Annotated in this window: 13 protein-coding genes and 1 tRNA gene; 6 read left to right on the forward strand and 8 right to left on the reverse strand. The window is 73.3% G+C overall.

What is annotated here, in order from left to right; genetic code table 11:
• The coding region (locus AB0D44_RS31810) for a hypothetical protein (protein WP_362597540.1) at window positions 1-1,306 on the reverse strand (1,306 nt) is incomplete at its 3' end.
• Window positions 1,307-1,607: 301 nt separating this feature from the next.
• Here AB0D44_RS31810 and AB0D44_RS31815 point away from each other — a divergent pair.
• A tRNA-Met gene (locus AB0D44_RS31815) sits at window positions 1,608-1,681 on the forward strand.
• Window positions 1,682-2,143: 462 nt separating this feature from the next.
• Window positions 2,144-3,175: a M23 family metallopeptidase gene (locus tag AB0D44_RS31820; protein WP_362597569.1), complete on the forward strand. Its 1,032-nt coding sequence runs from the start codon at window positions 2,144-2,146 to the stop codon at window positions 3,173-3,175.
• Here the strand turns inward: AB0D44_RS31820 and AB0D44_RS31825 are convergent.
• From AB0D44_RS31825 to AB0D44_RS31840, 4 genes are all read right to left on the reverse strand, one after another.
• A complete protein-coding gene (locus AB0D44_RS31825) occupies window positions 3,084-4,586 on the reverse strand; it encodes a PrsW family intramembrane metalloprotease (RefSeq protein WP_362597543.1) in 1,503 nt (500 codons plus the stop codon). The genes AB0D44_RS31820 and AB0D44_RS31825 overlap by 92 nt on opposite strands.
• Window positions 4,587-4,629: 43 nt before the next feature.
• Entirely contained in the window at window positions 4,630-5,442 is an 813-nt protein-coding gene (gene trmB, locus AB0D44_RS31830) for a tRNA (guanosine(46)-N7)-methyltransferase TrmB (RefSeq protein WP_362597545.1), read from the reverse strand.
• Between the two features lie 140 nt (window positions 5,443-5,582).
• Window positions 5,583-6,815: an L-2-hydroxyglutarate oxidase gene (gene lhgO, locus AB0D44_RS31835; protein ID WP_362597548.1), complete on the reverse strand. Its 1,233-nt coding sequence runs from the start codon at window positions 6,813-6,815 to the stop codon at window positions 5,583-5,585.
• 30 nt (window positions 6,816-6,845) lie between these two features.
• Window positions 6,846-8,645, reverse strand: coding sequence for a sporulation protein (locus AB0D44_RS31840; RefSeq protein WP_362597551.1), 1,800 nt, complete (start codon window positions 8,643-8,645; stop codon window positions 6,846-6,848).
• A gap of 606 nt (window positions 8,646-9,251) precedes the next feature.
• On the opposite strand from AB0D44_RS31840, the gene AB0D44_RS31845 reads away from it, so the two are divergent.
• Window positions 9,252-11,525: an asparagine synthase-related protein gene (locus tag AB0D44_RS31845; RefSeq protein ID WP_362597554.1), complete on the forward strand. Its 2,274-nt coding sequence runs from the start codon at window positions 9,252-9,254 to the stop codon at window positions 11,523-11,525.
• Window positions 11,526-11,574: 49 nt separating this feature from the next.
• On the opposite strand, the gene AB0D44_RS31850 is transcribed toward AB0D44_RS31845, so the two are convergent.
• A complete protein-coding gene (locus AB0D44_RS31850) occupies window positions 11,575-13,653 on the reverse strand; it encodes a sigma-70 family RNA polymerase sigma factor (protein WP_362597557.1) in 2,079 nt (692 codons plus the stop codon).
• A gap of 232 nt (window positions 13,654-13,885) precedes the next feature.
• Window positions 13,886-14,662 (reverse strand): helix-turn-helix domain-containing protein, encoded by a 777-nt coding sequence (locus AB0D44_RS31855; RefSeq protein ID WP_362597560.1) that lies wholly within the window; start codon window positions 14,660-14,662, stop codon window positions 13,886-13,888.
• 340 nt (window positions 14,663-15,002) lie between these two features.
• On the opposite strand from AB0D44_RS31855, the gene AB0D44_RS31860 reads away from it, so the two are divergent.
• Window positions 15,003-16,421 carry an NAD(P)/FAD-dependent oxidoreductase gene (locus AB0D44_RS31860; protein ID WP_362597563.1) on the forward strand — a complete coding sequence of 473 codons (1,419 nt, stop codon included), beginning with the start codon at window positions 15,003-15,005 and terminating at the stop codon, window positions 16,419-16,421.
• Window positions 16,422-16,556: 135 nt separating this feature from the next.
• A complete protein-coding gene (locus AB0D44_RS31865) occupies window positions 16,557-18,350 on the forward strand; it encodes an ATP-binding SpoIIE family protein phosphatase (protein ID WP_362597572.1) in 1,794 nt (597 codons plus the stop codon).
• 143 nt (window positions 18,351-18,493) lie between these two features.
• On the opposite strand, the gene AB0D44_RS31870 is transcribed toward AB0D44_RS31865, so the two are convergent.
• On the reverse strand, window positions 18,494-19,804 hold the full coding sequence (locus tag AB0D44_RS31870) for an MFS transporter (protein ID WP_362597575.1): 1,311 nt from the start codon (window positions 19,802-19,804) through the stop codon (window positions 18,494-18,496).
• A 124-nt stretch (window positions 19,805-19,928) separates the two neighbouring features.
• Here AB0D44_RS31870 and AB0D44_RS31875 point away from each other — a divergent pair, with 124 nt between their 5' ends.
• Entirely contained in the window at window positions 19,929-20,465 is a 537-nt protein-coding gene (locus tag AB0D44_RS31875) for a MarR family transcriptional regulator (protein ID WP_362597566.1), read from the forward strand.
• Window positions 20,466-20,880 lie beyond the last annotated feature (415 nt).

Genomic DNA, 20,880 nt, shown 5'->3' on the forward strand with positions numbered 1-20,880 from the left:
ATCCCGCCGGTCTGCTCGAGACGTTCGTAGGTGATGCCGTAGTAGTCGTTGACCGTGCCGGCCGAGGCGATGCGCAGTTCTTCGAAGACCTCGCGCCGAGGGCGACCAGGGCGGCGGCGAGCCCCGCGTACAGGCCCGTGCCCGAGGAGCCGGTGGCGGCCAGCGAGCCCGAACCCGTGGTGGTCGTGTGGGTGTTGCCCGCGGCGGCGGCCGAGGAGGTGGCCGCAGCCGGCTGGACCGACGGGGAGGTGGCCGGCGCCTTGGTGGGCGTGGCCGACGGGGTGGTGCTCGGGGTGCCGGAGGGCACCGGCTGGGCGAACGGGACGAGCGGGAACTTCACGGCAGCGGTCTTGAGCGGGTACGTGTTGCCCTTGGCGTGCGCGACCTCGACCTCCATCGTGACGGTGGTCTTCTTCTTGATCTTGGTGTTCTCGCCCAGGCTGACCCGCAGCGGCAGGCTGCGGACGCCGGAGGCCGCGCCGAAGCCCTGCGGGATCTCGGGCAGCCGGTAGCGGCTGTCCTCGGCCTTCAGATCCTGCCAGCGGCCGTCGACCATCGCCTGGACGCGGAAGTCGGCCTTCTCCTCGCCCGGGTGCGTCAGGCTCAGGGTGCTGGCGAGACCGGTGGCGAACGCTCCGTCGCCGGTGGCCTGGTAGTTCAGGTTCCAGTACGCGCGCTGCTCCTGGCCGCCCATGTCCGGGCTGCCCTGGGTGAAGGAGGTCTTCAGCTCGCCGGTCTTGATCTGCGGGCCGACCTTGAAGAGGTGGGAGCCCATGCCGTCGGCGGCCACCGAGTTGTTGTAGCTGGCGGCCCGGAAGTTGAAGTCGCCGTTGTTCGTCGGGTAGTTCGCGCCGAGACCGAGGGTGACCTTCCAGGTCATCTTGCCGTTCGCGGGGATGTCGAAGCCCTCGCTCAGACCGCCCGGGGCGCCGGCCGCCGGGTAGAACATGCCCTGCCACTCGCCGTCCTGCTGGCCGATCGAGGACTTCGTCGCCGGGGCGTCCACCGACTCGACCTTGAAGACGACATCGTCCTGCTGGAGGCGGCTCGGGCCGGTCGGGTCCAGGAGCAGCCACGGCTTGTAGGTGACGGCCTTGCCGGTCGGGTTCTTCACCGTGAGGTCGAAGGTCTCGGTGGCGCCGCCGCGGGTCAGCGGACCGCTGGGGACGGGAGTGCCCATCTCCGTGCGCAGGACGGCGTGGCCGTCGGTGGTGGGCGCGGCCGACGCGGCGGTGGCCGAGAGCGGCAGCAGAGTGGTGACAACGCCGGCGACGACTGCGATGGCGGCTGCGGTGCGAACGGACATGGTGGACTCCCCCCAGGAATCACGAGGGCATCGGCAGAGCGCCGAGCCGGTTGGTGTGGTCGGTGTCGGCCGGCCGGTTCGTGTTCCCCGCGGCCTGGCGACAGATGAATCTTCACCCGGAACCGATCCCGGAACCATCCCCGCAGTGTCACCGGCGTGCAACAGAGATGATCTTCGCTTCGGCGTGCCGGGTTCGGGTCGGTTGTACCGGCCTGACCTGGGGTTATGGGGGCGGTGGGGGTCGGGCGACGGTTAATTGGCGGAGGGGTCCCCCCGGATGGCGTAGAGTTGGGTTTACCGACGCGGGGTGGAGCAGCTCGGTAGCTCGCTGGGCTCATAACCCAGAGGTCGCAGGTTCAAATCCTGTCCCCGCTACTCAGTACGAAGGCCCGGGTCCCCTTGGGGAGCCGGGCCTTCGTCGTGTTCCCGCTCCGGTCCGACCGTCCGAGGGTGTTCCCCGGTCCTGAGGTGCGCTGCTCGGCGCGCTCGGCAGCGATGTACGTCGGCATACCGTTTTTGGGGGCGGGGCGTGACGGTGGGTGAGGTGCGTAGAGCTCTCCGCAAGGGGGCTGACGGATCGTCATGATCCGGATGTGGCTGAAGTGGTATCCGAAACCTCTCAATTTTGCCCGAGTTGGTCCGCTTGTCGGGTGAAAAGGACTGGCCATAGCCAGTCAGGGAGTGGCCGATTGGTGCGAACGATCAATCGCAACAGCTTGGAATCACTCCCCTCCGTCTATTACCTTTCGATAACGCAGCGCGGTCGTCCCAGCCGTCGCAAGAGACGGCGCCGTGCGCGATCGCGTCAATGAGGAGTGTGCCCCGGTGGCCTCCAACTTGCCTGCCCCCGAAGGCATCGAGAACCAGGAGCCGCCGACCGCGGGTGCCTGGGGCGAGTGGAATCCCACCGAGGATTCGGTCCGCGCCGTCCGCGGCAAGCACCGCGTGGCCAAGCAGCGCGGCGGACTCGCCCGCAGCTCCACCGTGCTCGGCGTCGGCGTCATCGCGGCGGTCGGCGCGAGCGGCATCGCCACCGCCCAGGACCGGCCCCAAGTCGCCATATCCATGCCATCGTTGCCCGACCTCGTGCCCGGTGACACCGCCGTCGGAATCACCGGGGACACCGTCCGGCAGGCCGAGGCCGGTTCCGGGCAGGCGGCCGGGACGGCCGCGCAGGCCGGGATCATTCCGCAGCAGTCCGACCGCCGCGCCGACCCCGGCGAGGTGCTGCGCCACCGCATCCTCCAGCAGGCGGATTCCCAGCAGGCCGCCGCGGCGGCGCAGGCCCGGGCGGAAGCCGAGCAGGTCGCCCGCGAGACCGCCGCCCAGGAGGCCAAGGACAAGCTCGAGGCCGCGCGCAAGGCGGCCGAGGAGGCGACGGCGGCGGCCGAGGCCAAGGCCGCAGCGGAAGCCAAGGCCGCCGAGGAGGCCGCCGCGGCCAAGGCGGAGCAGGAGCGCCTCGCCAAACTGGCCGGCAGCTACTCCCTGCCCACCTCCGCCTACACCCTCACCTCGCACTACGGGGTGGCCGGCTCCATGTGGTCCTCCGGCTACCACACCGGCCTCGACTTCGCCGCTCCCACCGGCACCCCCGCCAAGGCCGTGGCCGCCGGGAAGATCATCTCGGCCGGCTGGTCCGGGGCGTACGGCTACCGGATCGTGCTGGAGCTCGAGGACGGCACGGAGGTCTGGTACTGCCACCTCTCCTCGATGTCGGTGACCTCCGGCACGGTCGCCCCGGGCGAGACCATCGGCCGCGTGGGCGCCACCGGCAACGTCACCGGACCCCATCTCCACCTGGAAGTACGCAAGGGCGGCTCGACGGTGGACCCGCTGGCGTGGCTGACCTCCAAGGGCCTGAACGTCTGAGGCTGCCGCCCCGGGCCCCGGAGCTGCCCGCGCCGGAGCCGCCGGTGCCGGACCCGCCCGCGCCGGAGCCGCCGGCGCCGGAGCCGCCCGCCCCGGAGCCAGCCGCCCCGGAGCCGTCCGCGCCGCCGTCAGCCGCCCTCGCGCCGCCGCCCGCCCGCCGCGGTGCCGGTACGCCGGACAGCACGGCACCGGGCACCCCGTCGGGCCGGGGCAGGGGATCGAACCACGGCGGAAGCAGCTCCTCCATGACCGCCGCCCGGGCCAGCGCGGGACCCGCCGTCGCCCGGCGCAGCCAGAGCCGGTCCAGCAACTCCCGCTCCCGACCGGCGAAATCGGGCTCACGCGCCGGGCCGCCGCGGCGCGCCCGGTTGCGCAGCAGGGCCAGGGCCGCCGCATCCGCCTCGTACAGGGCGACCGCACGCCCGGCGGCCCGGCCCCCGCTGCGCCGGGCCAGGCTGCGGGCCAGCGACCGGGCGGGCATCGAAGCCAGGGCGGGGACCTCGGCCGGACCGAGCCAGCCCGCGGCCGCGTACACCGCGAGCTCCCCGGCGACGGCGCACAGGCGACGGCGCCTTATCCGCACCGCCAGCCACAGCAGCAGCCCGAACACCGGGACCATCACGCAGCCGTAGACCACGTAGAACCCGTACTCACCGAGCCGCGAGGAACTGTTCCACAGCGCGTGCAGCCCCATGGCGAGTCCCAGGCCGAGCAGCGGCAGGCCGACCCTGCGCCCCCGGCGGGCGCTGAGCGCGGCCGCGCCGAACCCGAGCCCGGTGAGGACCGTGAACAGCGGGTGCGCGAACGGCGACACCACTATGCGGACGAAGAAGGTCGCGGCGGTGATGGAGTTGAGCATGCCGGTGCCCTGGGCCAGGTCCTCGCCGAAGGCGTTGCCGAGGTAGAGGATGTTTTCGGTGAAGGCGAAGCCGGTGGCGGTGAAGCCGGCCACCACGAAGCCGTCGGCGGGGCCGGTGAAGTGCCGTCTGCGGAAGACGAAGACGAGGAGCAGGGCGGCCGCCTTGGCGCTCTCCTCCACCACCGGCGCGATCGCCACCGAGCCGAGCTGGTCGGCGTCGGAGGGGTCCGCGGTGGCCGCGGCTATCCACTCGGTCGCGAAACTGTTGGCCAGTATCGCGATCAGCGCTGCGGTGCAGGCACCCCAGCCGAAGCAGAACAGGAGCTGGGGCCAGGGCGCGGGCGCGGCCCGGCCCAGCCACCGGAAGGCCGCCATGAGCAGCGGCACCGGCAGCAGGGCCAGACCGAGACCGACGAAGAAGCCGGGGGTGCCGGTCTGTTCCCGCACCAGTTCGAGGATCGCGATCCCCGTGACGGCGAGCAGAACGAGGAGCACGCACGTGCGGACCGTGCCCGACGGGCGTGCGAGCACAGGGGGGAGCGCTCGGAACACACCATGACCCTACAGAGCCGGTCTGACACGCGCAGTGACGTTGTCAGTTCTCCGTGCGACGGAAGAGCAAGTCGTGTACGACGTGGCCCTTGTCGAGGCCCTGGCCCTCGAACCGGGTGAGTGGCCGGAAGGCGGGGCGCGGCGCGTAGCCGCCGTCGGCCTGGGTGTTCTCGAAGTCCGGATGGGCGGTGAGCACTTCGAGCATCTGCTCGGCGTACGGCTCCCAGTCGGTCGCGCAGTGCAGCACGCCCCCGGGCGCCAGGCGGGTCGCGGCCAGGGTGAGGAACTCGGGCTGGATCAGCCGGCGCTTGTGGTGGCGCGCCTTGGGCCACGGGTCCGGGAAGTACACGCGGATCCCGGCCAGGGAGTCGGGCGGCAGCATCTCGCGGAGCAGGATGATGGCGTCTCCGTTGGCCACGCGGACGTTGGTGAGCCCGTTGCGCTCCGCGAGGGCGAGCAGGTTGCCCTGCCCCGGCGTGTGCACGTCGGCGGCGAGGATGCCGGTGCCCGGGTCGGCGGCGGCCATCTGGGCCGTGGCCTCGCCCATACCGAAGCCGATCTCGAGGACGACGGGCAGGCCGTCGAAGAGGGTCTTGAGATCGATGACCTCGTGGCCGTCGATGTCCAGGCCCCAGGTCCCCCACAGGCGCTTGAGGGCCTCGCCCTGGCCGGTGGTGACCCGGCTGCGGCGGGGCTGGAAGCTCCGGATGCGCCGCTCGTGGTGCGAGCCGGCCGGGTCCGGAGAGGGCCCGTCGGGGAAGCGGGGTTCGGTGCGCCACTTGGGCGGCACGTACGCGTTCGCCTCCGGCGCGGCGTCCGGGAGGCTGGGCGGCTGGGGGTTCAGGGACTCAGACACAATGCGCCGATTCTACGACGGGGGGTGCGGCCCGGCCGCTCGGCCGATCCCCGGCCCCTTCTCCCCTCCGCCCTTCTCCCCCCTTCCGTCTCCCCTCTCCCCTCTCCCCTCTCCCGTTTCCCGTCTCCCGTGTCCCGTGCTCAGGCCGAGCCGAGGGTCCGGAGGGCCCGGGTGGCGATCTCGCGGCCGATCGGGAGCGAGGCGGTCGCGGCGGGGGAGGGGGCGTTCAGGACGTGGACCGTGCGCGGCGCCTCGCGGATCAGGAAGTCGTCCACCAGGGTGCCGTCCCGCAGGACGGCCTGCGCGCGCACCCCGGCCGGGGCGGGGTGCAGGTCCGCCGCGGTCACGGCGGGCAGCAGCCGGCGCACCGCCTGCGTGAAGGCCTGCTTCGACAGCGAGCGGTGGATCTCGCCCGCGCCGTACCGCCAGTGCCGCGCGGCCATCCGCCAGGATCCCGGCCAGGCCAGCTCGGAGGCGATGTCGCGCGGTCGCACGGTGGACCAGGCGTAGCCCTCGCGGGCCAGCGCCGGCACGGCGTTCGGGCCGACGTGGACGCCGCCCGCGATGCCCCGGGTCAGGTGGACCCCCAGGAAGGGGAAGGCGGGGTCGGGGACCGGGTAGACCAGCCCGCTGACGAGCTCGGGCCTGGCCAGGTCGTAGTACTCGCCCCGGAAGGGGATGATCCGCATGCCGGGGTCGTCTCCGGCCAGGCGGGCGATGCGGTCGCACTGCAGGCCCGCGCAGTTCACCAGCACCCGGGCGCGGACCACCAGCCCGGCCGTGGTGCGGACGGCCACTGCCGACGGGCGCCGGGAGATCAGGTCCACCGCGCCGCCGTAGACGATCTCCGCCCCCGAGGACTCGGCCAGCTGGGCCGACACCCGGCCAAAGTCCGCGATCCCGGTGCTGCCGACGTGGATCGCGGCCAGGCCCTGGACCTGCGGCTCGTACTCCGAGATCTGCGCCGGGCCGAGCTCGCGCACCGGAATGCCGTTCTCCCGGCCGCGCTGCACCAGGGCGTGCAGCCGTGGCAGCTCCTCGCGCTCCGTGGCGACGATCAGCTTGCCCGTCACCTCGTGCGGGATGTCGTGCTCCGCGCAGAACTTGACCATCTCGGCGGCGCCGCTGACCGCGAAGCGCGCCTTGAGCGACCCGGGGCGGTAGTAGATCCCGCTGTGGATTACCCCGCTGTTGCGGCCCGTCTGGTGCCGGGCCGGGCCGGCCTCCTTCTCCAGGACGACCACCTTGGTCCCCGGAGCCAGACGTGACAGGGCATGGGCCGTCGACAGGCCGACGATCCCGCCACCGATCACCAGCACATCGCAGTCCACGCTGCCGCCCACGCTGACACCTCCCACCCCTGCATACTGCACCCCGCCACCGACAACGAGGCCACGCGACCCCTACGCCTGTGCCACCAGCAGCGGCCGGGCCCGCTCGCGCAGCTCCGCCACGCGCGGCTCGTCCCCGTACGGTTCCAGGCGGTGCAGCAGGTCCCGCACGTATTCGGTCGTCCGCGCCGAGGAGATCCGGCCCGCGACCTCCACCGCCCGGGTGCCCGCCGCGCAGGCCGCGTCGAGGTTGCCCGACTCCAGCTCGGCGACCGCGCTCACGACGAGGCGCAGCCCGTGTGACCGTACATACTCCTCGGTGGGCCGGGACAGGGCCTGTTCGGTGAAACGCCGCACCTGCCGCGGGAGTTTGAGGTCCCGGTAGCACTCCGCCGCGTCCGCCGCGAAGCGGTCGTACGAGTAGAAACCCAGCCAGGTCGGGTCCGGGTCGCCGGCCCGGGCGCGTTCGAGCCAGCCTTCGGCCGCCCGCAGGGCGGCTCCCGCGGCGGTGGAGTCGCCCGCCTTCGCGTGGGCCCGGGCCTCGACGAGCCGGAAGAAGCTCATGGTGCGGGCGGTGGCCAGACCGCGGTTGCGCTCGACGGCCGCCTGCGCGAGGTCCACCCCCTCGTCCGGGAAGTCGCGGTAGGTCGCCTGGAGGGACATCGAGGCCAGGACGTAACCGCCGAGCGGTACGTCCGCGGCCGCGCGGGCGAGCCGCAGGGCCTGGATGTAGTAGCGCTGGGCCGCTTCCTGCTGGCCGGTGTCGAAGGCCATCCACCCGGCGAGCCGCGTCAGTTCGGCGGTCGCGCCGAACAGGGCACGGCCCACCTCGTCGGAGTAGGAGCCGAGCAGCAGGGGGGTCGCGTCCACCCGCAGGCACTCGGGCACCATCGACGAACGCCAGTCCCCGCCGCCGTACTTGGAGTCCCAGCGGCGGGCGTCCTCGGCGGCCTCGCGCAGCTTGGCCACATCGCTGTGGCCGACGCGCTGGCCGTGGTCACGGGGCGTTTCGGGGCCGGGCTGGGCGGGCACAACGGTGGACGGCGGAGCCGGGAGGCTTCCCGCCGCACCCGTCACGGGTCCTGTCGTCGGACCGGTTGCCGGACCGGTCACCGGCCCGGATGCCGGACCGGTCACCGGCCTGGATGCCGTTCCGGTCGCAGGCCCGGCGATCTGCCCGCCGGCCTGTCCACCTGTCCCGCCACCCGTCCTGCCAGTCGTCCCACCAGCCGTCCCACCTGCACGGCCACCGGCGTGCGGCCCGGCCTGCCCGCCGGCCTGTCCGGCCGGCCGGCCGCCCGTCCGCCCCGCCGGCGGGTCGTGCACCGGCACGTCCTGGGCCGCGGAGGCCGCCGCTGCGCCGGGGGGCGCCTGCGCCGAGCCGCCCGCCCCCGCGGGCTCGCGCGCCACCGAACCGTCGGCAGGAGATATCAGCCAGCGCGAGGCGGGCGTGGCGTACGCCGCCACCGAGAACGAACCGGCGAGGGACTGCCAGATCCCCCCACCGCCGCGCCGCCCGGCGAGGTCGAGCCGGTAGAGATCGGTGGCCGACCGCACCGCGGCACCCACGTCGCGCGGGAACGCCAGCCCGACCTCGGGCGCGGGGTCCGCGTCCGCAAGACCGATCTCGTGCAGCGGCACCGGCCGCCCCAGCTTCGCGCCGATGGCGGCCGCGATGAGGTGCGGTGCGGCGCCCTGCGGCACCATGCCCTTCGACACCCACCGGGCCACCGACGTCTTGTCGTACCGAAGGGTCAGGCCGCGCTGGGCGCCGAGGTCGTTGACCCGCCTGGCCAGCCCCGCGTTGCTGATGCCCGCGAGGGCGAGGGCGGCGCCGAGCTTCTCATTGGGCTCGCGGAGCTCCCTGGACATGCGCCACCCCTCGTCACACGCGGAACGCAGACGCCGCCGGGGCATAGGCGCCCGGCATTTCGTAAACCCAGCGTAGTTCCCCGCCTCCCAAGCGTTAAGGCCCTTACTTCCGTATGGCGGGATTGTTGTCCGTTTGCACAGTCCGCCCCGGGCCGGTACCCGGGGCGCACGTCTCGGTGCGTGCTCCGCCCGTGTGGCCGTGCGCCCGCCCGTGCGCTCTGGCCGGTCCGCGGGCCCGGCGATTCGATGTGCGGTGCGTGGGTCGGCCCGCTGCGCGGACCGGGCGGGCCGGGGGATGCCGCTACCTCAATCCCCGCGGGTGGCGGAACGGTCCGGGGGGCGGATTCCGCCTCCCGGACCGCGCCCGGGCGCCGAAGGGCGACGGCGGCCCCCGACCGTGCTCAGGACGGCCGAAGATTGGCCGAAAGCGACCTATGGGGCGGGGGGAACGGAACGCCAAATACCGCGTGGCGGGGGCGTGTTCGTTCGCATGTGCGCCCCCTTTAACCACTCTCGCACGCCTGTCCCGTGGCAGCATGGACCCGAGCCACCCGGGGTCCCGCCGACCGCGCCCTCAGCGCCGATCGTGCTGCCCGTGCCCCGGTCATGTGCCCACAGGCTGGGGAGGCGGCGGTGCGCTGGTTGGTGGGTTGGAGCAGTATCGCGGCGAGCTTCGGCACGGCCGGCCGCGTCTTTGACCGTGACCCCGGACGCGCCTTCGGACACGGATCCGCGTACGGCTCCACGTACGGCTCCGGCCAGGGCGGTTACCCCGGCCACCACGATGCCGGCGCCCCGCCCCAGGGCGGCATCGCCGACGCCGCCCACGCCGACGACCCCGGCGCCGACGCCGAACGAACCGTCCACCCCGTGGGCGCCCAGCTGCTGTGGGGAGACCCCGACCCGCTCTGGGCCGTCGGCGACTGGCGCCCCGACGAGATCCGCACCCTCACCGCCGACCCGGCCGACCCCTTCACCCGGCTCGCCGTCCTCGGCTGCTGCGGCGCCACCGACGCCGAGCTGAGAAGGGCCCTGTACGCCGCCCGCGGCGGAGCCCTGCGCCACCTCACCCAGTGGTCCGGCAGCTACACCGCCGTCGTCCAGACCGGCCGCCGGATCACCGTCGTCGGCGACCTCGCGGGCGCGCGGCCCGTCTTCTACACCCCCTGGGCCAGCGGCACCGCGTACGCCACGGCCGCCCTCCCGCTCGCCGACCTCATCGAGGCGCAGCTCGACATCGGCCACCTCGCCGCCCTGCTCGCCTGCCCCGACAGCCCGGAGGCACTGGGCGACGGCACACCGTACGCCGGGGTCCGCCGCATCCCGCCCGGGCACGCCCTCATCCTGCGCGAGGGCTCCCGTGAGATCACCGGCTACGAGCCCGTCGCCTCGCTCGCGGTGGCCGGGCCGCAGGCGGATCCCGACCGCGCGGTGGAGGGCGTACGGGAAGCGTTGGTGGACGCCGTGCGCGCCCGGCTCACGGCGCCCCGCCATGCCCCCGACACGCTGCCGCCGTACGATCCCGGCCCCGTCCCGGGCATGGGCCCCGCCGACCGGCGTGCGGCCCGGGGCGCCCCGGCGCCCGGAGTCGGCGCCGACCTGTCCGGCGGCAGCGCCTCCGCGACCCTGGCCCTGCTGGCGGCCGGCCTGCCCGGCGCCCCCGGCACCCTCATCAGCCCCGCCGGGGCCCGGCTGCTGGCGGTCACCTTCAACGACCTGGCCACACCGCAGGGCCGCGAGGAGGAACTGGAGCGGGCCCGCGCCATCGCCGCCGACCCGCGCCTGCACCACGTCGTGGTGGCGGCCGCCGAGGAGGCCCTCCCGTACGCCGAACTCGACGGCCCGCTGACCGACGAACCCGGCCCCTCCCTGGTCTACGCCGCCCGCGAGCGGCGCCGGCTGGCCGCAGGCTCCGCCGACCACTTCACCGGCCACGGCGCCCGCCAGGTCCTGGACGCGCACCCCGCCCGCCTGGCCGACCTCCTGATGGACCGCCGCCGCCGCCACCTGCTGCGCCCGGTGGCGGCGCTGGCCCGCTCGGCCTCGGCCTCCGGAGCCTCCGGCGAGTCCCTGCTGGTGCCGCTGACCGTCTACTCCGCGGCCCGCAGACTTGCCCGTACGACGTACCGCGCGGGCATGGAAGCCGCCGCGGCCCGGCTCCGCGAAGGCGGGGTCACCGAGAGATCCTCCGGTCCGGTGGACGCCTCCCTCGCCGCCCTGACCTGGTCGCGGCCCGGCCCGGCGGCGGGCTGGCTGACGGGCGAGGCACTGGCGGAAGTATCGATCCGCCTCACCGCAGCGGCCGGCCGCCCTCCCCTGTCCCTGCGCCCGGGGGAGGCCCGGGCCCGCGCGGTCCTCGCCCGGCACGCCGCCGACCACCGGGTCTTCGAGCAGGCCGTGGAGGTCCGCAGCCAGCGCCTGCACGCCCCGTTCCTGGACAACCAGGTCGTCCGCGCCGCCCGCGCCCTCCCCGAGTCCCTGCGCGTCCAGCCCGGGGCCCGCGCCGCGATCCTGCGCACCGTCCTGTCCGCGACCGGGGTGCGGGAACTCCCGCCCGGCTGGGGAGCCAGCGCCCACACCCCGAACGAGACGGCGACCCGGCTCGGGCTGCGCGCCGCCCTGAGCGAGCTGCTGGCCCTGTTCGCCGCACCGCTGCTCGCGGACGCCGGGCTGATCGACGCCCGGGTCGTCCAGCAGGCCCTGCTCGACGCGGCGGACGGCCGGCCGGTCCCGCTCGACGGGCTGGCCGAACTCGTCTCCATGGAGCTGTGGCTGCACCGGCTCCTGGCCCGCCGCGGCACCTGCTGGACGGGCACGTCCGCCGCCCGCCGCCGCGCCGTCCCGGAGGGCGTCCCCGTCCACCGCCCCGCCCTCTCCTGAACGAGGGCCGCCGCGCACTGCACGGCACCGCTGACCGGCCCGCCGCCGCTCAGCGGCAGCTGATCACCGAGTCGGCCCAGCTCGCCAGCGCGGGCAGGCGACCGGGACCGGCCCTCTCCGTCACCAGGTGCAGCGTCTCGTGCCCGGCGAGGGAGACCTCCACGGCCACCGCCCGGTCCCCGAACCCGAGGGGCGCGGACTGCCACAGCCGCCGCCCGTCGCCGTACACGGAGAACCGCACCGAGCCGTCGGTGAACATCGACAGCCCGTCCACCCCGGCGCGCGCCGAGAAGGCCGTGCACGGCCGGTTGAGGGCGATCTCCACGGAGGAACGGGAGTTCACGGTGATCCCCTGCCCGAACCGCCGGTCCCCCACCTCCAGGCCCCAGCGCTGCCACACCCAGCTGCTGCGCCAGGTCTGGATCTCCGGACCCTCGTGCTCCCCGTAGACCGAGTGACCGAGCCGCGACAGCTGGAAGCCCTGGGCGGGCTTCGGCGCGGGGGGCGGCGCGGGCTTCGCCGAGGTCCGGCTCGGAGACGGGCTGGGCGACACCTTCTGCCGGCTGGGTGCGGGGGAAGGCGACGGCCCCGGCGCAGTGTGAGCCGGCGAGGCCGGCGGCGTCCGCGAGGGCTCGGCCCGCGGCCGCGGCGGTACGGAGCCCCGCGCCGGCGCAGGCTCCGCCTCGGGCGGGCTCGGCGCGGGCGCGACCGGGGCGCTGGGCGCCACCGGCGCCGCCACCCCGGGGGCAGGCTTCGCCTGAGCCGGGGGCTCGGAGTCGTCACCGGCCAGAGCGAACACCACCCCGGCGGCCGCGGCGACCGCGATCCCGGCGGCGATGGCGGCCTTGGCCGGCATGCCCAGCCCTTCGGACACCACGGCACTCCCGGCCCCGGCCCCCGACCCGGCCCCACCGGCAGCGCCCCCCGCCCCACCGGCAGCGCCGGCCCCCGCGGTTCCCCCGGCAGCGCCCGCCCCTGCAGCCCCACCAGCAGCGCCCGCGGCCCCACCGGCAGCGCCCGCCCCCGCGGCGCCACCGGCGGCCGTGGCACCCGCGGTCGACCCGCCCGTGGCCGCGGCAGCAGCCCCGGCTCCGCCCGCGGCGACGGCCCCACCGGCCACCACCCCGGCCGCCTTGGCCGCGTACCCGGCGGCGAACCAGCCGATGACCGCGACCGGGAGCAGCGCGGGAATGCCCGCGTTGACGTCCTTGAGCTCCCCGGCGGCCAGCCGGCACTTCGCGCACTCCTCCAGGTGCTTGCGCAGCCCCCGCTCCGCGCGCATCCGCAGCCCGCCGCGGGCATAGGCGCCCAGCCGGTCCGCGTAGCGCGCGCAGTCGCCGCCCCCACTCAGCGCCGCACTCACATGTGCCTGCAGATAGGCCTGCTTGAGGCCCTCGCGCGCACGACTGGCCAGCACGGCCGTCGCGTTGGCGCTCAGTCCGAACAGCGGCGCGATCGCGCTCGGCGAGGCCTCCTCGACGGTGGTGTGCCACAGGACTGCCTGCCACCGCTCGGGCAGGCTCCGGAAGGCCTGCATGGCCAGCGACTGCTCGGCTTCCTGCATCGCCCGTACGTCCGCGCCCAGTTCGAGGGTGTCGTCCCCCGACAGCCCCGACAGCCCCGACAGTCCGGCCCCGCCCTCCGTCCCCCTGGCCGCCTGCTCCGCGAAGACGGCGAAGTCCTCGACGAGGTGCTCCCGCCTGGCGGTCTTCGCCCAGGCCGCGGCGACCCTGCGCACGGTGGTCAGCAGATAGGCCCGCACCGACTGGTCCGGCCCGGCCCCGCCCCGTACCGCCTGAAGCGTCCGCGCGAACACCTCGGCGGTCAGGTCGTCGGCGGTGTGCCCGTCCCGGCAGCAGGTTCGCGCATAGCGCCGTACGGCATCGGCGTGTCGGCGGAACAGCTCCTCGTACGCACCGTCGTCACCGCCCCGCATCCGGGCGATCAAATCGCCGTCGGACGGCGGCAGCTCACCCGCGAGGCCGGCCGAGGCGGAGTGCCGGCCACGCGGCTCGCGCTGTGCGGGTACCTGCTCGCGCTGAGCGGGCACCTGCCGGGCGGGCAGACTGCCCGCTCCGGCCTCGCCTCCGGCGCCACCGAGTGGCTCTTCCCGCCCGTCAACGCTCATCGCGGAAGCCCCCGCACGACACACTCAACCGGTACACCGATCAAGCGTGTCACACGGCGCCCACGCGTCGAACCCTTCTGCGTGCCATCCACTCATCCGGGCACATTTCGACGAAAAGCCCTACTGGCGCACGGATTGACGCCCAGTCGAGCCGGTGCAGCGACCGGCAGGGTTCACCGGGCCGCGGCGGCCGCCCCGGCATCAATGCCGCGGCCACCGCACCCCGGTGAGGTCACACCGTTCGGGACCGCAGCCCCTCGAGCAGGATGTCGAGCAGCCGCGTCGAGGCCGCCGCCTGCTGCGCCGGGTCGGGCAGCGCGGGCGCCGCCGTCGCTATCACGAGCAGCACATCGGCCACCGTGACGTCCTTCCGCAGCTCGCCGGCCGCGCGGGCCCGGTCGACCAGACGCCCGACCACCTCGAGCAGCGCGCCCGCGCCCGCGTCCTGCGAGGGCTCGTCCTCACTCACCGGCCGCGCACCCACGACGCGCAGCTCCGGAGCCGCGCCGGCCGTGACGGCCTGACGCTGGTGCGGAACCCGCACCGCCTCGGCCTCCTCGACCCCGTCCTCGCTCGCCGAGCCCACCCGCAGCACCTGCGGCGGCAACAGCCGCCCCGCGCCCGAGGCCACGGAGGTGCGCAGGAAGCGCGACAGCGCCTGCCACGGCTCCTCCTCCTGGCCCAGCGCGGCCTTGGCCTGCTCGGTCAGCCGCGCGGTCTCTTCCTCCGCTATCCGCCGGACCAGCACGTCCTTGCTGGGAAACCGCCGGTACACCGTGCCCACGCCGACCCGCGCCCGCCGCGCCACGTCCTCCATCGGAGCCCCGTAACCCAGCTCGCCGAAGACCTCGCGCGCCGCACGCAGCACGTGCTCGAGATTGCGCTGGGCATCGACGCGCAGCGGCGTGGACCGGCCTACGCCGTGCGTCGTGCTGCCGCCCGCGATACCGCGGTCGTTGGCCTCGACCGACAGCGCGGTCGCAGAGCCATGGAAATCGGAAATGTTCATCTGTTTCCCCCGGTAATCATCTGTCTCCCCCCGGAGACACTCCCCGCCTTCACGCCGAGGGGGCCACGGTCATGTGGGCCCGGTCTTACTCCTCGACGAGATACGAACATAGTTGAGCCAGAGTCAATTCAGAAGAGGCAGCCCCGGACGGAGCACCGCCCGATCGGAGCATTCACCCCCACTTTTCCGTTCCGTACCCTCGGAAGCGCCTGCTCCGCACCCTCTGACCTGCGGATCTATATCCCCTCCCGGCGTCCGGTTCCACCTCGTCCCAGCACCCCCGCCGGTCACACAATTCGTCGGGCCTGTGGACAAACTCCCGGCCACGTTGCGTCATGGGATGGTGAAGGCTGCTAACTCCCGGGGCGCGGCCCCCGGTACCCCGCCCCGCACCCGCATCCTGGTCGTCGGCGGCGGTTACGTCGGCATGTACACGGCCCTCCGGCTCCAGAGAAAGCTGAGAACCGAAGAAGCCGAGGTCACGGTGGTCACCCCCGAGCCCTACATGACCTACCAGCCCTTCCTGCCCGAAGCGGCCGCGGGCTCGATCTCGCCCCGCCACGTCGTGGTCCCCCTCCGCCGCGTCCTCGACAAGTGCCGCATCGTCATCGGCGAGGCCCGGCGCATCGACCACTCCAAGCGCACCGCCACCGTCACCACCCTCGCCACCGAGGAGGAGGGCGCCGGCGCCACCGAGATCGAGTACGACGAACTCGTCCTCGCCCCCGGCTCCATCTCGCGCACCCTGCCCATCCCGGGCCTCGCCGACTACGGCATCGGGTTCAAGACCGTCGAAGAGGCCATCGGCCTGCGCAACCACGTCATCGAACAGATGGACATCGCCTCCTCCACCCGCGACCCGGCCCTGCGCGACGCCGCCCTCACCTTCGTCTTCGTCGGCGGCGGCTACGCGGGAGTCGAGGCACTCGGCGAACTCGAGGACATGGCCCGCTACGCCTCGCGGTACTACCACAACATCAAGCCCGAGGACATGAAGTGGGTTCTGGTCGAGGCCAGCGACCGGATCCTCCCCGAAGTCGGCCCCGAAATGGGTGTCTACACGGTCCGCGAACTGCGCCGCCGCAACATCGACCTGCGCCTGGAGACCCGGCTCGACTCCTGCGAGAACCGCGTCGCCGTCCTCAGCGACGGCGCCCGCTTCCCCACCCGCACCGTCGTGTGGACCGCCGGCGTCAAACCGCACCCGATCCTCAGCGCCTGCGACCTGCCGAAGAACGAGCGCGGCCGTCTGGCCTGCACCTCCTTCCTCACCGTCGAAGGAGTGGAGCACGCCTGGGCCGCCGGCGACGCCGCCGCCATTCCCGACATCACCGCGCCCGAGCCCGGCCGCGAATGCGCCCCCAACGCCCAGCACGCCGTCCGCCAGGCCAGGGCCCTCGCCGACAACCTCATCGCCGCCCTGCGCGGGGAAGTCCTCACGGAGTACGCCCACAAGTACGCCGGTTCCGTCGCCTCCCTCGGCCTGCACAAGGGCGTCGCCCACATCTACGGCCGCAAACTCAAGGGCTACCCGGCCTGGTTCATGCACCGCGCCTACCACCTCAGCCGCGTCCCCACCTTCAACCGCAAGATGCGCGTCCTCGCGGAATGGACCCTCTCAGGTCTTTTCAAGCGGGAGATCGTCTCCCTAGGCTCACTCGAACACCCCAGGGCAGAATTCGAACTCGCCGCAGGCGGCGGCCGCAAGGAACCCCCGCCGAACCCCGCCCCCAACCCCCCGCAGGACAGCCAGGGCTGACGTTGTCAGTGCGGTCGGCCACACTGGACGTGTGACCATAGGTGGGCTCACACCTGCACAGAGTGACAACGTCCAGTCAGCGACTCACCACGAGCGACACAGCGACCACTTGCGACACCACGAGGCTTGAACGCAGTGAACTTCACGCGCTGGAGCGCCCGGTTTCCCGGAACGCAGCGCCGCGCCGCCGCCCGGTCCGAACACGCCGCCGCCCAGGCCAAACGGGGTGAAGGCTCCGTCCCGGCAGCCCGCGGCGGCCGCGCCGACCCCGCAGCCGAGCGGTCCGCGCACGCCCCCGACGGCTCCCCCAGCGACCCCACGGTCGCCGGGACCGGCAGCGGCTCCGGCGCCACCCCGGCCCTCGCCCCCACCCGGCGGACCGGCGCCCTCACCGCGGTGCCCTCCCTCGACGAGCTCTCCGTCCGCGAGGTGCTCGGCCGGCTCCCCGCCCTGGTCGCCCTCGTCCACGGCCCCGAGCACCGCGTCGCCTACGTCAACGACGCCTACGTCGCCGGATTCGGCAACCGCACCCCCGGCGCCCCCGCGCACGAAGCCCTCCCCGAAATCGGCGAGCTCGGCCTCCTCCCGCTCCTCGACCAGGTCCAGCGCAGCGGCAAGCCCCGTACCGCCAAGAACCGCACCGCACCGGGCGGCACGCACTCGTACACCGTCACCTGCACCCCGGTCGAGTTCCCCAAGACCGGCACCGACACCGACGGCCCCGCGGACCCCCGCCACACCGGCATCCTGATCCACCTCGCCGACGTCACCGACCACGCCGAAGCCGTCGACCGCCTCCGCGCCAGCGAACGCCGCCAGCGCGAGGCCGCCGTCACCCTCCAGCGCTCCCTGCTCCCCCAGGAGCTCGAACAGCCCGACGACCTGCGCGTCGCCGCCACCTACCAGCCCGGCGGCACCGAAGCGGCCGTCGGCGGCGACTGGTACGACGTCATCACCCTCGGCGCCGGCCGCACCGCCCTCGTCATCGGCGACGTCATGGGCCGCGGGGTCCGCGCCGCAGCCGTCATGGGCCAGCTGCGCACGGCCGTCCGCGCGTACGCCCGCCTCGACCTCCCGCCCCACGAGGTCCTGCAGCTCCTCGACGGCCTCGCCGCCGAAATCGACGCCAGCCAGATCGCGACCTGCGTCTACGCCGTCCACGACCCCAACGAGGGCCTGCTCGCGTACGCGTCCGCCGGCCACCTGCCCATCCTGGTGCGCGACGAGGACGGCACCGTACGCAGAGCCGCCGATCCCACCGGCCCGCCGCTCGGCACCGGCGGCTGGCTCCACACCTCCGGCACCATCGCCCTGGGCCCCGGCTCCACCGCGGTCCTCTACACCGACGGCCTGGTCGAACGCCGCGGCGAGGACATCGACGAAGGCGTCGCCGCTCTGGAACGCGCGCTCTCCGGCGCCCAGGGCACCCCGGCCGTCATCTGCGACCGCCTCATGCGCGCCCTCGGAGTCGACGCCGACCACGACGACGACGTCGCCGTGATGGTCCTCCAGCAGCCCGCCCGCACCGGCGCGGACGCCGAGCTCTTCCACAACGCCGCCCTGGAACTCCTCGGAGGCATCGAAGCCGCCCCGCGCGCCCGGGCCTTCGCCCAGGGAGTCCTCAGCTCCTGGCGCTTCCCCGTCGAGCTGTGCGACCTCGGAGTCCTCGCCGCCAGCGAGCTCGTCGCGAACTCCCTGCAGCACGGCACCCCACCCATGCGCCTGCGGTTGCGCCGTACCGACCGCCGCCTGATCATCGAGGTCACCGACGGGGACGACCACCTGCCGCGCCGCCGCCGCGCCGAACCGGGCGACGAGACCGGCCGCGGCATCTCGATCGTCGCCACCATCGCCTCGTCCTGGGGCACCCGCCGCACCCCGGGCGGCGGCAAGGCCGTCTGGTGCGAGTTCGCCCTGCCGGACAAATAGCCGACGAGCCGCGCGGCACCCGAACGCCGAGGCGGCACCCGGACGCCGACGCGGCACCCGGACGCACGGAAGGCCCCGGTCCGCCGGACCAGGGCCTTCCGCTCTCTTCTCCGACGCGTCCTGCGTACGGGTCCTACGGGCGCCTACGCGTTCACGGGCTCGGCGGCCTTGGCCACGACGGCCGGACCCGCCGATCCGCCCGTCGCGACCGGGCCGCCCTGGGCCACGACCCTCGACAGCGACGGGTTGTCCTGCACCGCCGTCAGCTGCCCGCCGAGCCGCAGCGCCAGCCAGGCGATCCCGAGCGACACGGCGATGAAGATCCCGATGTAGAGCATCGGAACCCCCGCGCCGAGCGGCACACCGAGCGGCCCCAGCGCCAGCGCCATCTGCTTGACCAGCGCGAAGGCCGAGTTGTACTGACCCACGGAGCCCTCCGGAGCCAGGTCCGCCACCAGCGGCGCCAGCGTCGGGGACAGCATGGCCTCGCCGATGCCGAAGAGCGCGTACGTGGTGATGAACGCGGCGGCGGCCATCATGGCGCTGCCGTGCCCCAGCCCGGAGAACCCGGCGACGACCCACGCCACCGTCCAGATCAGACCGACCAGCGCGATCACCCGCGACCGGCGCCGCTTCTCGACGAGCCGGAGCACCACGAACTGCGCGACGACGATCGCACCGGTGTTGGCCGCCAGTGCGAAGCCGAGGGTGGAGGGGGAGATCCCGGCAGCCTCGGTACCGAAGGCGGCCAGACCCGACTCGAACTGCCCGTAGCAGGCGAAGAAGAGCACGAAGCCGAGCACGCACAGCTGGACCATGGCCTTGTGCCCCAGCAGCCGCTTGAACCCGCCGCCCGGCTGCGCCGAGCCCTTCGGCATGGCGTCCTTGAACCCCGCCACCTGCGGCATCCGCACGGAGGCGATGACCCCCGCCAGCACCAGGAACATCACGGCCTCGATGCCGAACAGCAGGGTGAAGCTGCCGGGTCGGCTCTCGTCGACGATCTGGCCGCCGATGAGCCCGCCGATGCCCAGACCCAGGTTCTGCATGAAGAACTGGAGGGCGAAGGCACGGGTCCGGGTGGACGGCGTGGAGCACCAGACGATCATGGTGGCGAGGGCCGGCTGCATCACGGCCTGCCCCGCGCCCAGCGCCAGGGCCGACAGCAGGATCGGCACGAGGCCGGTGGACAGGCCCAGCGAGAGCGCGCCCGCGGAGGCGGCGACCGCGGCGCCGATGACCACGGGCACGGGACCGCGTCGGTCGATGACCCGGCCGGTGAGGGGCAGCGCGACGAGGGCGCCGAGGGCGAAGGCCACGAACGCACTCGTGGCAGCCATGGATCCCAGACCTCGCACCTGCGCCACATAGATGTAGAGGAACGGAACCGTGAAGCCGATGCCGAACGCGGTCAGCGCGTTCCCGGCCTGGATCCGCCGCATCGCGGCGCCCATCACCTTGGTCACTTCTCACCTGCCTTGATAACTGAAGACTGAAGACTTCATACCTAAACTTCAAGCCTTAACAGTACACATCGAAGGAGTTAGATGCCAATGGGCTCGTGCCATACTTCGACGCATGGGTGACACCCCCGACGGCACTACGCCCGTCCACGAGCCGAGCCTCGACGAGCAGATCGCCGTCTACCAGCGCGAGTTCCAGGACCTCGATCCCCAGGTCGAGAAGGTGGTCTCGGCGCTGAGCCGCCTGAACCGCCGCATGAACGTCGCGTACGGACGCCAGACCGCTGCCCTGGGCATCAGCAACGCGGAGTGGGAGGTCCTCAAGGCCCTCGTCCTCTCCGGGTCCCCCTACCGGATGGGCCCGAGCGAGCTGGCGAAGCAGCTGGGCCTCACGCCGGCGGCGATGACCCACCGGATCGACCGCATGACGGCTGAAGGACTGGTCACGCGAGAGCGGGACGAGTCGAACCGGGTCCGCGTGATCATCGAGCTCACCGACGAAGGCCGCAGCAAGTGGCTCGACGCGATGCGCGCGGCCACGGTCTTCGAGGAGGACCTCCTCCAGGACCTCTCCACCGCGGAACGCGGGGTGCTCGGCGACATGCTCACCCGGCTGCTGGACCGCGTGGAGGACCTCCAGTCACCCAGCTGACCACCGGGGTTGACACACCCCATGCGGGTCCGTAAGGTTCTTCGAGTTGTCCCAGAGCCGGAAGGTTTCGGCGACAACAACATCCCGCCGCCTCGTTGCGGCACCCAACTCAGCACGATCTCCCACTGGGAACGAATTCGGCGTGCCCGAATTCATTTCCGAAGGCCGATTATGAATCGCCGGGGAAATCCACTAGAGTTCGGGAGTCGGAAGGGCCCAACAGCCCCGAAGACGAACCCCGCTGACTGGGGGTCAGGCCCGAAAGAGTCTGATAGAGTCGGAAACGCAAGAACACAGAACGAAAGCCCGGAGGAAAGCCCGAGAGGGTGAGTACGAAGGAAGCGTCCGTTCCTTGAGAACTCAACAGCGTGCCAAAAATCAACGCCAGAAGTTGATACCCCGTCCACTTCGGTGG

It is taken from the genome of Streptomyces sp. NPDC048349, from assembly GCF_040651925.1.
Taxonomy (GTDB): Bacteria; Actinomycetota; Actinomycetes; order Streptomycetales; family Streptomycetaceae; genus Streptomyces.

Bases quoted from the DNA above. Each gene is read 5' to 3' on its own strand.
- AB0D44_RS31870 (WP_362597575.1), bottom strand. From the start codon at position 19,804: ATGGGCGCCGCGATGCGGCGGATCCAGGCCGGGAACGCGCTGACCGCG.
- AB0D44_RS31860 (WP_362597563.1), top strand. From the start codon at position 15,003: ATGGTGAAGGCTGCTAACTCCCGGGGCGCGGCCCCCGGTACCCCGCCC.
- AB0D44_RS31850 (WP_362597557.1), bottom strand. From the start codon at position 13,653: ATGAGCGTTGACGGGCGGGAAGAGCCACTCGGTGGCGCCGGAGGCGAG.
- AB0D44_RS31855 (WP_362597560.1), bottom strand. From the start codon at position 14,662: ATGAACATTTCCGATTTCCATGGCTCTGCGACCGCGCTGTCGGTCGAG.
- AB0D44_RS31875 (WP_362597566.1), top strand. From the start codon at position 19,929: ATGGGTGACACCCCCGACGGCACTACGCCCGTCCACGAGCCGAGCCTC.
- AB0D44_RS31840 (WP_362597551.1), bottom strand. From the start codon at position 8,645: ATGTCCAGGGAGCTCCGCGAGCCCAATGAGAAGCTCGGCGCCGCCCTC.
- AB0D44_RS31845 (WP_362597554.1), top strand. From the start codon at position 9,252: ATGTGCCCACAGGCTGGGGAGGCGGCGGTGCGCTGGTTGGTGGGTTGG.